At 39.7% G+C, this 12,243-nt stretch carries 13 protein-coding genes; 5 read left to right on the top strand and 8 right to left on the bottom strand.

Features of this window, described 5'->3' with window-relative positions; all coding sequences use genetic code 11:
• Window positions 1–2: 2 nt before the first annotated feature.
• Window positions 3–122: a GapA-binding peptide SR1P gene (locus AMD01_RS02265; RefSeq protein ID WP_053399757.1), complete on the bottom strand. Its 120-nt coding sequence runs from the start codon at window positions 120–122 to the stop codon at window positions 3–5.
• 291 nt (window positions 123–413) lie between these two features.
• Here AMD01_RS02265 and AMD01_RS02260 point away from each other — a divergent pair, with 291 nt between their 5' ends.
• A complete protein-coding gene (locus tag AMD01_RS02260; RefSeq protein ID WP_053399756.1) occupies window positions 414–803 on the top strand; it encodes a DUF1885 family protein in 390 nt (129 codons plus the stop codon).
• An 8-nt stretch (window positions 804–811) separates the two neighbouring features.
• On the opposite strand, the gene AMD01_RS02255 is transcribed toward AMD01_RS02260, so the two are convergent.
• Complete coding sequence (locus AMD01_RS02255) at window positions 812–1,849, bottom strand: M23 family metallopeptidase (protein WP_053399755.1); 1,038 nt, start codon at window positions 1,847–1,849, stop codon at window positions 812–814.
• Between the two features lie 249 nt (window positions 1,850–2,098).
• On the opposite strand from AMD01_RS02255, the gene AMD01_RS02250 reads away from it, so the two are divergent.
• Both AMD01_RS02250 and AMD01_RS02245 read left to right on the top strand, forming a co-directional pair.
• A complete protein-coding gene (locus AMD01_RS02250; protein WP_053399754.1) occupies window positions 2,099–2,431 on the top strand; it encodes a hypothetical protein in 333 nt (110 codons plus the stop codon).
• Between the two features lie 158 nt (window positions 2,432–2,589).
• Window positions 2,590–4,101 carry a glycine betaine uptake BCCT transporter gene (locus tag AMD01_RS02245; protein WP_053399753.1) on the top strand — a complete coding sequence of 504 codons (1,512 nt, stop codon included), beginning with the start codon at window positions 2,590–2,592 and terminating at the stop codon, window positions 4,099–4,101.
• Window positions 4,102–4,139: 38 nt separating this feature from the next.
• On the opposite strand, the gene AMD01_RS02240 is transcribed toward AMD01_RS02245, so the two are convergent.
• The 6 genes from AMD01_RS02240 to AMD01_RS02215 all read right to left on the bottom strand — a co-directional run bounded on the left by AMD01_RS02240 (window position 4,140) and on the right by AMD01_RS02215 (window position 10,796).
• A complete protein-coding gene (locus AMD01_RS02240; protein ID WP_053400098.1) occupies window positions 4,140–4,376 on the bottom strand; it encodes a hypothetical protein in 237 nt (78 codons plus the stop codon).
• A gap of 265 nt (window positions 4,377–4,641) precedes the next feature.
• Window positions 4,642–6,054 (bottom strand): dihydrolipoyl dehydrogenase, encoded by a 1,413-nt coding sequence (gene lpdA / locus AMD01_RS02235; RefSeq protein ID WP_053399752.1) that lies wholly within the window; start codon window positions 6,052–6,054, stop codon window positions 4,642–4,644.
• 3 nt (window positions 6,055–6,057) lie between these two features.
• Entirely contained in the window at window positions 6,058–7,392 is a 1,335-nt protein-coding gene (locus AMD01_RS02230) for a dihydrolipoamide acetyltransferase family protein (protein ID WP_053399751.1), read from the bottom strand.
• 107 nt (window positions 7,393–7,499) lie between these two features.
• Window positions 7,500–8,477 carry an alpha-ketoacid dehydrogenase subunit beta gene (locus AMD01_RS02225; RefSeq protein ID WP_053399750.1) on the bottom strand — a complete coding sequence of 326 codons (978 nt, stop codon included), beginning with the start codon at window positions 8,475–8,477 and terminating at the stop codon, window positions 7,500–7,502.
• Between the two features lie 3 nt (window positions 8,478–8,480).
• The gene (pdhA, locus tag AMD01_RS02220; RefSeq protein WP_053399749.1) at window positions 8,481–9,596 is read right to left on the bottom strand and encodes a pyruvate dehydrogenase (acetyl-transferring) E1 component subunit alpha; all 1,116 of its coding nucleotides are present in this window, start codon (window positions 9,594–9,596) and stop codon (window positions 8,481–8,483) included.
• A gap of 534 nt (window positions 9,597–10,130) precedes the next feature.
• Window positions 10,131–10,796, bottom strand: coding sequence for a YkyA family protein (locus tag AMD01_RS02215; RefSeq protein ID WP_053399748.1), 666 nt, complete (start codon window positions 10,794–10,796; stop codon window positions 10,131–10,133).
• A gap of 210 nt (window positions 10,797–11,006) precedes the next feature.
• Here AMD01_RS02215 and AMD01_RS23290 point away from each other — a divergent pair, with 210 nt between their 5' ends.
• Both AMD01_RS23290 and def read left to right on the top strand, forming a co-directional pair.
• Window positions 11,007–11,156, top strand: coding sequence for a YjcZ family sporulation protein (locus AMD01_RS23290; protein WP_083446381.1), 150 nt, complete (start codon window positions 11,007–11,009; stop codon window positions 11,154–11,156).
• A gap of 159 nt (window positions 11,157–11,315) precedes the next feature.
• Window positions 11,316–11,870: a peptide deformylase gene (def, locus tag AMD01_RS02210; protein ID WP_053399747.1), complete on the top strand. Its 555-nt coding sequence runs from the start codon at window positions 11,316–11,318 to the stop codon at window positions 11,868–11,870.
• Window positions 11,871–12,243: the final 373 nt, after the last annotated feature.

Here is a 12,243-nt window from a genome sequence, read left to right as displayed (position 1 = left end):
TATTATTCTGGAATTTCGATTCCTTCTTCGCATCCCTGACATCGTCCGTATAACGTTGTAACCTTTTCATCTTCAAAATGATCAATCGTACAGTTGCATCCCTGACAAATAATTGTTCCCACGGCCAACTCCCCTTTATCATTCATATTTTAAACATGATTACCCTTTTTGAAAACGCTTTTATTTTCTTTGTTATTATAATATTATGGCATTTTTGAATTGTCAACCACAATTAGTATAACTTATTTAAAATAATAATATAACCTATTTAGAGTCATAATCAATCAATAGGAGGAATATGATAAAGTTTCTGGTAAAACATTTGATGCACTTCTTTACTCAGTGATAAACTGAAAACACCTCATCAAGATCTGTCACGTTAGCAAGTGAAAAAGTACAGAATGAAGGAGGAAATGGACGTGGAACATATTTCTTATATTCATTTAACGTCTACATCCACACAAAAGAGCATTACGTTTGAAGAGTTAAAAACATGGCTGACTTATTATGAAAATCTTCTAACAAAGACGGGGCAGCAGTTGAACTGGGAATATGAACAAACCGGTTTTCCCTATAAAGTAATGGAAACAGAATCATCTCTTTATTTAAAAGGAACGCTTCCACAATACTATTCCATTCTGTTAGACATTACGGTGACCGATGAAACAGCCGCCATAAAAATTGCCCTTCCTTCTAAGGCCACGCATGGCGATAAAGGAAAGGCAAATGAGTTGGCAAAGTTTTTAGCCAAAAAGCTGAAAGGACAGCTTCAATTATTTAACGGCCGGATCATGTCTTTCTAGGAATGTACCTATTTGAACGCTGTTGTGATGACTTCTTTCACTTGTTCTTGCGTTAGTCCCTTCCAAAACAAGTGATTGTAAACGAGTAAATCCACGTGTAGATGAGTCTCTGATTGGTCTTGTTTTACTTCACCGCTCGTGCCGCTATTGCCGACGAGTCCAATCAGCGTTTTGTTTGATACTTCATCCCCTACTTGAAGAGAATTCGATACGGTGCTTAAATGGGCAAATCGTGCTTGTACCCCGTTCTCATATTGAATCCATACCTGTCGACCACGTAGCTTATCCAAAATGTACTGCGGTGTGTGACCAATCGTCTGACAAATCGCGAGGTCAGCTTCACGTTGCATCTCTGAGGTGTACCCTTTATAATCGTGATCCACTCGGACTACCTTACCGTCCCCCATGGCATAAACCGGTGTTTTCTTTGAAATGGTGATACCAGACGAATAGCCGTACCAATCAAGTCCTTCATGAAAATCATTTCGATACCACCTTCTCGCACCAGGGAGATGGGAGGAATACGTATCTGCCTTCGCTCCGTGAATCGGGGTTGAAAGCTCTGAAAACTTGCTCTTTACTTCATTTATGGTGATCATCTCTTTTTTTGCTGTAACACTGTCAATAGAAGTGGCCAAAGCCGATGGCACTACTTCCGCATGATCAGCACGCAGCGTCACTTCGCGATTCAATACCGTTTCCATAAAATCAATCGGCACGTACACTTGATGATTTTGGTAGAGAATATTATCTCGTTGAAAAGGAATATACTCTCCGTTTTTAACTACAACCGGAATCTTTTCCGTAAGCTCATACGAATTATGATCAACTCGCATCGTCAGTTGTCGATTCACTTTATCATAGTGAAAGGAACCTTGAAGATAGTTGATCATTGATTGTAGCGGGATATAAGGCTCTTCTTTAAAGTAGTGGATAGGTAATTCTTGAACCGTTGCTGAACTTTCGTCTTTTTTCTCCATCCAGTATAATGATAAAAACGTAACGATACATATCACCATACCAATTCCGATCCATTTTGGTTTCAACGTGATGCTCCCCTCCTTGCTTTCTTCTACATAAAAGCCTGCGAACGTTTAGAAAAAGTACTAAAAATTTACTTCTTAGTATCGCCAAGCATGAGAAATGTTATGCGAAAAAGGTACAAACTTATCTTAAAAACGTGATAAAATAAATACGACTAACGTCTGCTACACATGAGATGTACCTTTATATGTACAAATAGCGCACGAAATAAGCACTTGTGATTGCAGTGGATTGTTCTACAGGAGGTTCAAATGAAAGGAAAAACCCTACTAATTCTTGGCGTGATCAGCTTGATCTACACCTATTGCACACCGTTTATTTTTAAAGCTCACGTTCAACACCCAACCGTGCATACGACAGCTCATTTTGGCTCACCTTTTCCCTTTGTTGAAAAAAGTTTTTCAGAGACGTCCGTACCAGCCGGTCAGAGTGCAACTGTTGCTTTTCACTCTTACTTTAATGAAAGCATCACATTCAAGCTGACGCCTTTCCTACTCTCGACTTTAGGACATTTTGTTTTACTTTTAGCCATTACATACTTAGCATCAAAATTTTTGGGTTTTTCCCGACAAAAGAGCCAATAAGTCAATGACTTATTGGCTCTTTTTCCATATTGAACGGTCGACAAACGTTTTGATTTATGTTTAAATGGGTAACTGTCTTGTCTGGACTGAATTTGCGAATAAATTTTCAACGTTCACAAAAGCTAAGATAAGGTTTGTATGTCGAAAGGAGATTTTGCATGAAAAAGGTAAGTTCAGTATTTTGGATTTCAATTGTTGTAACGGTTCTATTCATTATTTGGGGGGCATTACCTGAAGCAACTTTAGGGAGTGCAAGCTTAGGATCTGTTACAAACGCTATTCAAACGTTTATCGTTGATAAATTTGGATGGTATTACTTATTAGCAGGAAGTATCTTTGTTATTTTTGTCTTATTCCTCATTTTTTCTCGCTACGGAAGTATTCGTTTAGGTAAAGATGATGAGAGACCTGAATACAGTTACATAAGCTGGTTCGCTATGCTCTTTAGTGCCGGAATGGGGATCGGATTAGTATTCTGGGGAGCTTCAGAGCCAATTAGTCATTTCCACGTACCACCAGCAGGTGACGGTGGCACAGCTGATGCTGCGCGTACTGCCATGCGCTATTCATTTTTCCACTGGGGATTACACCCTTGGGCCATTTACTCCGTTTTAGCCCTTGCACTTGCTTATTTCCAATTTCGAAAAGGCGCACCGCTATTAATTAGCAACATTTTACGCCCACTTCTTGGTGATCGTGTTGATGGTGGTTTAGGAACCTTCGTTAACTTTATCGCTGTATTTGCAACGATCTTTGGTGTCGCAACATCTTTAGGTCTTGGAGCGATTCAAATTAGCGGTGGATTATCGTATATTTCACCCATCACAAATAATTTTACGACACAGCTGATTATTATCATCGTCGTAACGCTACTGTTTCTTTTGTCAGCGAAGAGCGGACTCGACAAAGGAATTAAATACTTGAGTAACTTAAATGTTATCATTGCGATTGTTCTTTTACTTGTCGTACTATTTGTAAGTAAAACCAACTTTATTATGGATCTGTTTGTTACAACACTCGGTAGTTACATTCAATACCTGCCATCTATGAGTTTCCGACTGACTCCATTTGATCAAGATAATACATGGATTAAAGATTGGACTATTTTCTATTGGGCATGGTGGATTTCATGGGCTCCGTTCGTTGGAACATTTATTGCCCGTATTTCTCGAGGACGTACAATTCGAGAATTTTTAATTGGTGTATTAGCCGTTCCAACTATTTTAGGGGGACTTTGGTTCTCAACTTTCGGGGGATCTGCTATCTTCCTTGATTACTTTGAAAAACTTCCGGTATTTGAAGTAATGAGTGATAAAGGGACAGAAGTTGCATTATTCTATGTGCTTCAGCAGCTTCCGATGGGAACGATTTTGTCTGTTATTGCAATCATCTTAATTGCAACATTCTTTATTACATCTGCCGATTCGGCTACGTTCGTACTCGGAATGCAAACAACACGAGGATCATTGAACCCGCCGAATACAGTAAAATTAGTTTGGGGTATCATCCAAGCCTTAACAGCGATTGTTCTTCTTCGAACAGGAGGATTAGAGGCCTTGCAGACGGCTTCTATCATAGCCGCCTTGCCGTTCTCAATTGTACTCATACTCGCCGTATTCTCGCTCATAAAGGCATTTAAAGGTGAAAAACGACAAGTAAGTAATAAATAAAAAAAGATGTGCCGACGAATCGTTGGCACATCTTTTTTTTAGAATACCATCCATAAAATTTTTTGACATCCGAAAAAGCTTCCTAAAATCAAGATCGTAACAAACAGTGCGGTTCGTTTACGTTCAATTAAGCGCTCTGCAATTAAGTAAGCGACATACCCAAACACAACAAATAAAATGACTTTCGATGACAATTTATCTCGATTTGATAGATACTCAACGAAGGAATATCCACTCCATAGTATTAAATGAATGCACAGTAATAATAGGTTCATTCCCTTCATGCCTTCACCACTCTTCAATACCTGCTTTTTTCTATCTTATGCAGCTTGACCCATTTTATCACGCTTCTTTTCACATAACACCATCTATAATGCCGAGTAGCGAGAGAGTGAGCGGAATTCTAGCTAAAATTGAATCTAGGGTCCTTAAGTACTATTATAAGCTCTTAGAATAAAAACTGAGAAGAAACGGTAAAAGAAAGTTGTTCGCTAACACAAAAAAGAACCTATCCATAGGGTAGGTTCTCTAAAATAATCATTATTTTACGATGTGGATTGGGCTACCTAGTGCTACTTCAGCAGCTTCCATTGTTGCTTCACCAAGAGTTGGATGAGCATGAATTGTTAATGCGATATCTTCAGCTGTCATTCCAGCCTCAATTGCAAGACCTAGTTCTGCGATTACGTCAGAAGCATTTGGACCAGCGATTTGCGCACCAATTACAACGCCATCTTCTTTGCGAGTAACAATTTTTAAGAAACCTTCTGCAGCGTCAAGTGCAAGTGCACGTCCATTAGCAGCGAATGGGAATTTAGCAGCTGTAACTGCAACGCCCTCTTCTTTTGCTTGAGCTTCTGTATAACCAACAGATGCAAGTTCAGGCTCAGAGAATACGACAGCAGGAATTCCAAGGTAGTCGATTTCAGATGCTTCACCAGCGATTGCTTCTGCAGCGATTTTACCTTCGTAAGATGCTTTATGAGCAAGTGGTGGTCCAGGAACGATGTCCCCGATCGCATAGATGCTGCTTACAGATGTACGGCATTGGTTGTCGATTTCGATCACACCGCGATCAGACATTTTCACGCCTACTTGGTCAAGACCAAGCTCATCTGTGTTTGGACGACGTCCAACTGTTACTAGAACGTAATCAGCTTCAACTACTTTTGATTCGCCGTTTACTTCAAACGTAACTTTTACGCCGTTTTCTGTTTCTTCTACACCTTTAGCCATTGCTTTAGTGTGAATTTCAACGTTTCCTTTTTTCTTAAGGTTACGTTTTACAAGTGAGCTCATTTGTTTTTCGAAGCCTAAAAGGATGTCTTCGCCAGCTTCAACAAATGTTACTTCAGAACCGAAGTTAGCATATGCAGTACCAAGCTCAGTACCGATGTAACCGCCACCGATTACAACTAATTTTTTCGGAACTTCTTGTAATGCTAAAGCACCAGTAGAGTCAAGAACGCGTTTAGAGAACTTGAATCCTGGAATCTCGATTGGACGAGAACCTGTTGCTAAGATAGCATTTTTGAATTTGTATGTTTGTGCAGAATTTTCATCCATTACACGTACTGTTTCATTGTCAACGAAGTAAGCTTCACCACGAACGATGTCTACTTTGTTACCTTTAAGAAGGCCTTCAACACCGCCAGTAAGTTTTTTAACAACGCCGCCTTTGAATTCTTGAACTTTAGAGAAATCAACTGTTACGTTCTCAGCTTTAATTCCCATGTTTTCAGAATGCTTCGCGTTTTCGAAACGGTGACCTGCAGTGATCAATGCTTTTGAAGGAATACATCCAACGTTTAAGCAAACCCCACCAAGCGTTGCTTTTTCTACGATTGTTACTTTTTGTCCTAATTGTGCTGCACGAATTGCTGCAACATATCCGCCAGGACCCGCACCAATGACTAGAGTATCAGTTTCAATTGGGAAATCTCCTACTACCATTTTTTACCCCTCCATTAATAATAATTCTGGATCATTTAATAGACGTTTAATGTGGTTAAGCGCATTTTGAGCAGTAGCACCATCGATCATACGGTGGTCAAAGCTTAAAGATAACGCTAATACTGGAGCAATAACAATTTCGCCATCGCGCACAACTGGTTTTTCAGCGATACGACCAATACCTAAGATCGCTACTTCTGGATGGTTGATAACTGGAGTGAACCATTGACCACCAGCAGAACCGATGTTAGAGATTGTGCAAGAAGCACCTTTCATTTCAGCAGGAGCTAATTTACCGTCACGAGCTTTACCAGCAAGTTCGTTGATTTCATTAGAAACTGAGAATACAGACTTACGGTCAGCATTTTTTACAACAGGTACTAATAGACCTTTTTCAGTATCAGCAGCGATACCGATGTTGTAATAGTGCTTGTGCACGATTTCGTCTGTAGCATCGTCGATAGAAGTGTTAAGAGCTGGGAACTTCTTAAGAGCAGAAGTTAACGCTTTAACAACGTAAGGTAAGAATGTTAATTTAATACCTTGATCTGCAGCAACTTCTTTGAATTTTTTACGGTGTGCAACAAGTTTCGTTACATCAATTTCGTCCATTAACGTTACGTGAGGAGCTGTGTGCTTAGAGTTAACCATCGCTTTAGCGATTGCACGACGCATACCACTCATTTTCTCACGAGTTTCTGGGAATTCACCTTCAGGAATAGCCGTTGCAGCAGCTTTTGTTTCTGCTTTTTCTTCTTTAGCAGCAGGTGCTTCAGTTGCAGGTGCAGCAGATCCGCCAGCTACGAAGTTTTCAACGTCTTCTTTTGTGATGCGGCCGTTTTTAGCAGTACCAGGAACCGCTTTAATATCGATGCCTTTTTCACGAGCTAATTTACGCACTGAAGGCATAGCGATTACTTTACGGTTAGGGTCAACGTCTGCTTGAGCTTGAGCGCCTGCACCAGTTTCAGCTTTCGCTTCTTGTTTCGGTGCTTCTTCTTTTGCTACATCTTGACCAGCTTCAGCAGTTGCTTGAACTTGTGCTTCTTCTTTAGGCTCGTCGTCGTGATCGTCACCTTTGAATTTTAAGTTTTCGTAACCAGGTGCATCAAATGTAACGATAACTTGTCCAACTACTGCTACAGTTCCTTCGTCCACTTTTAATTCTAATACTTTTCCTTTAACAGGAGAAGGAATTTCTACTACAGCTTTATCATTTTGTACTTCAGCAAGTACATCGTCTTCTTCAATTTCATCTCCAGGTTTCACAAACCATTTTACAATTTCACCTTCGTGAATACCTTCACCGATATCTGGCAGTTTAAATTCGAATGACAAGTGTCTTCAACCTCCTAGTGTGTACTTTCCTAACATTATGAGAAATGACTGTAGAAAAAATCAGCAATTCTGCTGATTTTTCTATAGTCAAACATGCTTAACTTAAATTAGAAGTTTAAAACTTTTTTCGCAGTTTCTACGATATCCTTATGGTTTGGTAACCATACTCCCTCAGCTTGAGTGAATGGATATACAGTATCAGGTGCAGCTACACGTAATACTGGAGCTTCTAGGCTTAAGATCGCACGGTCGTTGATTTCAGCTACTACGTTAGCAGCGATACCAGCTTGTTTTTGTGCTTCTTGAACAACGATAGCACGACCAGTTTTTTCAACTGAAGCTACGATCGTTTCGATGTCTAAAGGTTGAATCGTACGTAGGTCGATTACTTCTACGGAGTGGCCATCTTTTTCAAGTTCTTCAGCAGCTTTTAATGAAGCATGAACCATTGCACCGTAAGTTACGATTGTAAGGTCAGAACCTTCACGTTTCACTTCTGCTTTTCCTAATGGAATTGTGTACTCTTCTTCAGGTACCTCTTCACGGAAAGAACGGTATAATTTCATGTGCTCCAAGAAGATAACTGGGTCGTTATCACGGATAGATGAAATTAAAAGTCCTTTTGCATCGTAAGGGCTTGAAGGAATAACTACTTTTAGACCAGGTTGAGAAGCTACAAGACCTTCTAAGCTGTCTGCATGTAGTTCAGGTGTATGTACACCACCACCGAATGGAGAGCGTACAGTAATTGGAGCCGTCCAGCGACCACCAGAACGGTAGCGCATACGAGCCATTTGACCAGAGATTGAATCCATTACTTCGTATACGAAACCGAAGAATTGAATTTCTGGTACAGGACGGAAGCCTTGTGTAGCAAGACCAATTGCAAGACCACCAATACCAGATTCAGCAAGAGGTGTATCAAATACACGATCTTCACCGAATTCTTGATGAAGGCCTTCAGTCGCACGGAATACCCCGCCGTTTACGCCAACATCTTCACCGAAAACTAGCACGTTTTCATCATTTTTTAATTCTGTGCGTAACGCATCAGTGATAGCCTGAATCATTGTCATTTGCGCCATGGCTTACTTCGACTCCTTCTCTTTGTAGATTTCATACTGCTCTTTCAAGTTGAAAGGCATTTCTTCATACATGATTTCCATTAAGTCAGTAACCGTTTGTTTTGGAGTATCATCCGCTTCTTTGATAGCTTGTTTGATATCTTCTTTTGCTTGTTCGATTACTTCGTTTTCGATTTCCTCGCTCCATAGACCTTTGCCTTCTAAGAACTTGCGGAAACGAACTAATGGATCTTTCTTTTCCCACTCAGTATCAAGGTCTGCTGTACGATAACGAGTTGGGTCATCACCAGCCATTGTATGTGGACCGTAACGGTAAGTTAATGTTTCAATTACTGTTGGACCTTCACCGTTGATCGCGCGCTCACGTGCTTCTTTAACAGCAGCATATACAGCTAACGCATCCATTCCATCTACTTGGATACCAGGAAGTCCTGCAGCAATACCTTTTTGCGCAATTGTTTTCGCTGCTGATTGTTTTTCAACAGGAGTTGAGATTGCGAAACGGTTATTTTGGATTACGAAGATTGCTGGAGCTTTGAATGCACCTGCAAAGTTAATACCTTCGTAGAAGTCACCTTGTGAAGCTCCGCCGTCACCAGTATAAGTGATTGCAACAGCTTTTTTACCGCGCTTTTTAAGTCCTAAAGCAACACCTGCTGCTTGGATATATTGAGCACCGATAATGATTTGTGGAGATACTGCATTAACATCTGCAGGCATTTGATTCCCTTTGAAATGTCCACGAGAGAATAAGAATGCTTGTGTTAATGGAAGACCATGCCAGATTAATTGTGGTACATCACGGTAACCTGGTAGTACAAAGTCCTCTTTCTCTAAAGCAAAGTGAGAAGCAATTTGAGATGCTTCTTGACCTGCTGTAGGTGCGTAGAAACCTAAACGACCTTGACGGTTCAATGAAATTGAACGTTGGTCTAGAATACGTGTATATACCATACGACGCATTAGTTCTTTTAATTGATCATCAGATAAAGCTGGCATTGCTGCTTCGTTAACAACTTCGCCCTCTTCATTAAGAATTTGTAACGTTGGGTACTGCTCAGCAACGGCTTCAAGTTGCTTGTTTAAATCAAAAGTAGCTTTTTTCGTTTTTGCAGCCATCTTTGTCACCTCTTCCTTTCATTTCACCAATTTATTCATGACGTTAGTCAATACTGAAAGTGTACATACATAGTTAGATTGTCCAAAACTATTAAAGAAAAACATTCAAATCATTGACTAGCTAAATTTGAGTTCGCGCTTTTTTACACTGATATGTATTCCCCCGCAAACTCAATCAAAACATGAGCAAAAGGAAAGTTCGAACGAATGCAATCATTCGTTCATCTGTATTAGTCTCTCTCTATTCGAGATTAATACAACCAATCATTCCATCGCTTAGTTTACACCATGTTAAAATGATTCGTCAATCCTTTTGTATCACTATTTAAAAAGATTGTAGAATCAATTTTAAATAGTGTGGAAATGGCGAACTGTATTAATACACATCGCTAATCTGTACTATATTGTTTTATAGCACCACTGATTTATAAGGGAATGTTTTTTCGACAAATTCCTACATTAGCGTACCATAAAAAGAAAGAAGGCTCAAAAAAGTACGTCTTTTTTGAGCCTTCTTTTTGGCCAGTCATTTTATCATTTTGACGATTCAATACCAGCCTTTTTATAAAATTGTTCTTTGTCATCGTTGTATTTTTTCGTGAGGTCATTGAATACCTTGTTTTCTTTGACAATTTTGTCGTAGGTTTCATTAATGGAGGTAATTTGCTTTTCAAGTTCATCTAACGTGATCTCATCCTTTTGAAACATTTTGTAAAGGTCTCGATCTAATGTGATGGACTGCTCGTAATTAGCATATAGGCGGTCATAAGAAGCGTAACGCTTTTCCATTACGTCTTTTAACTGCTCTGCTTGTTCTTTCAGTTTCGCATCTTCCAATGAGTCAATACGCTTGGTAATCGCATCGAATTTCTCTTTAGAGGCGTGAATGCTTTCTTTCTCTTTTTGAAGATGCTTTTCACGTTTATCAATCAGTTTTAACGCATCATCTGACAAGGCTTTAATCTGATCGTGTTCTTTCATCCCTAACGCAATGATTTGATCATAGATACCTTTTTCTTCTTTTTCAAGATTCACCAACGGCTCCTGCTGATTTAAAAACCCTTTCTCCTGTGCAACAACTTTCTCAAGTGAAGAATAAATTTGCTGCTGTGGAGAAGGATCGTCCGAACATGCGCCTAAAACCAGTACCGTACACATTCCAACAAGCAATGCGCTGCCCTTTTTTACCCATCTTTCCAAATCGAACGTCCTCCTTACATATCTTGTAGATCTTATACTACAGGAATTAACAAATAATGAAAAGAGACGATTCTGCCATTTAAAACATGAATATAGGCATTTGCTCTACACACCTTTTCATTCCCTACATATATTGTATTAACCCAGCACATGAAAAGAAAAAATCATGAGGGCTGGTGGAAAACTTATATTACTAGGAGGTCTTTCAATATGTACGGTTACGGATATGGATATGGTGGCGGATGTAATCCTTGTGGTTACGGTTATGGTGGAGTTGGATACGGTGGAAGAGGATTTGTATTATTAGTTGTATTGTTCATTCTTTTAATCATTGTTGGTTGTGGCTGTGGAGCTTGGTAATAACAGCTAACATCGAAGCGGCGGATTTCGCCGCTTTTCTATTTTTCACCCTCTAACCCCTTTTTTATCAACAGTTTTGGTGACTTTTACATATTCTTTTGATAGACTTTGGATATATCGCATATGATGTAAGTAATTCGAATTAGGGAGATGTTAATCTTGATTACAATGAACGATATTATACAAGAAGGGCATCCGACGCTGCGTGAAGTCGCAACAGAGGTATCATTACCTGCTTCGGAGGAAGACAAACAAATTTTAGCTAGCTTAATGGAATATGTTCAAAACAGCCAAAATCCTGATATGGTTGAAAAATACGGGCTTCGTCCTGGGATCGGCCTGGCTGCACCGCAAATTAACGTATCAAAGCGAATGATTGCCGTTCACGTAACGGACGAAAAAGGTACGTTATACAGCTACGCACTATTTAACCCCAAAATTATTAGCCATTCTGTCGAGAAAACTTATTTAACAAGCGGAGAAGGTTGCCTATCTGTTGAGCGAAGCGTTCCTGGGTTTGTTCCCCGCTACATGAGAGTAACGGTAACAGGAACAACATTAGACGGTGAAGAAGTGAAACTACGTCTAAAAGGACTTCCTGCTGTTGTGTTTCAACATGAGATTGATCATCTAAACGGCGTAATGTTCTACGACTACATTAATGAACAGCAGCCGTTTGACCAACCAGCAGATGCACAGCCGTTAGAGCGCTGATGCCACAGACCGCATTTCAATTGAAATGCGGTCTGTTTTTTTAAAGATTGGACAGCTCCTTTATGGACAGGCGAAACAACGTACATGAAGACGTCGATCGTAAACCTCTTCTTTTAACCCCTATTTCCTTCTACTTCTCCCCCCTATTTTATGCTTTGAATATAGTAAAAAAACATGATTCACCTACTATTTTTATGATATTCCATATATAACCATGCTATTTTTGAGAAAAATTTCATATAATAGATACTATAGAGAGAAAGGATCCTTTTTTCATCTCTGCCTCTAGCAGGTAGAGTCAAGCCTATCGCTGAACACGTTTGCTAGACGCAATCAATTTAACAGGGATCTAGCGGTTATTACACGCGACCGA

The organism is Priestia koreensis (genome assembly GCF_001274935.1).
Lineage (GTDB): Bacteria > Bacillota > Bacilli > Bacillales > Bacillaceae_H > Bacillus_AG > Bacillus_AG koreensis.
The sequence above is the reverse complement of the archived record's forward strand: the minus strand, read 5'-3'. Positions and strand labels throughout refer to the sequence as shown.

Bases quoted from the DNA above. Each gene is read 5' to 3' on its own strand.
- AMD01_RS02240 (WP_053400098.1), bottom strand. From the start codon at position 4,376: ATGAACCTATTATTACTGTGCATTCATTTAATACTATGGAGTGGATAT.
- lpdA (WP_053399752.1), bottom strand. From the start codon at position 6,054: ATGGTAGTAGGAGATTTCCCAATTGAAACTGATACTCTAGTCATTGGT.
- pdhA (WP_053399749.1), bottom strand. From the start codon at position 9,596: ATGGCTGCAAAAACGAAAAAAGCTACTTTTGATTTAAACAAGCAACTT.
- AMD01_RS02225 (WP_053399750.1), bottom strand. From the start codon at position 8,477: ATGGCGCAAATGACAATGATTCAGGCTATCACTGATGCGTTACGCACA.
- AMD01_RS02250 (WP_053399754.1), top strand. From the start codon at position 2,099: ATGAAAGGAAAAACCCTACTAATTCTTGGCGTGATCAGCTTGATCTAC.
- AMD01_RS02245 (WP_053399753.1), top strand. From the start codon at position 2,590: ATGAAAAAGGTAAGTTCAGTATTTTGGATTTCAATTGTTGTAACGGTT.
- AMD01_RS02260 (WP_053399756.1), top strand. From the start codon at position 414: ATGGACGTGGAACATATTTCTTATATTCATTTAACGTCTACATCCACA.
- AMD01_RS23290 (WP_083446381.1), top strand. From the start codon at position 11,007: ATGTACGGTTACGGATATGGATATGGTGGCGGATGTAATCCTTGTGGT.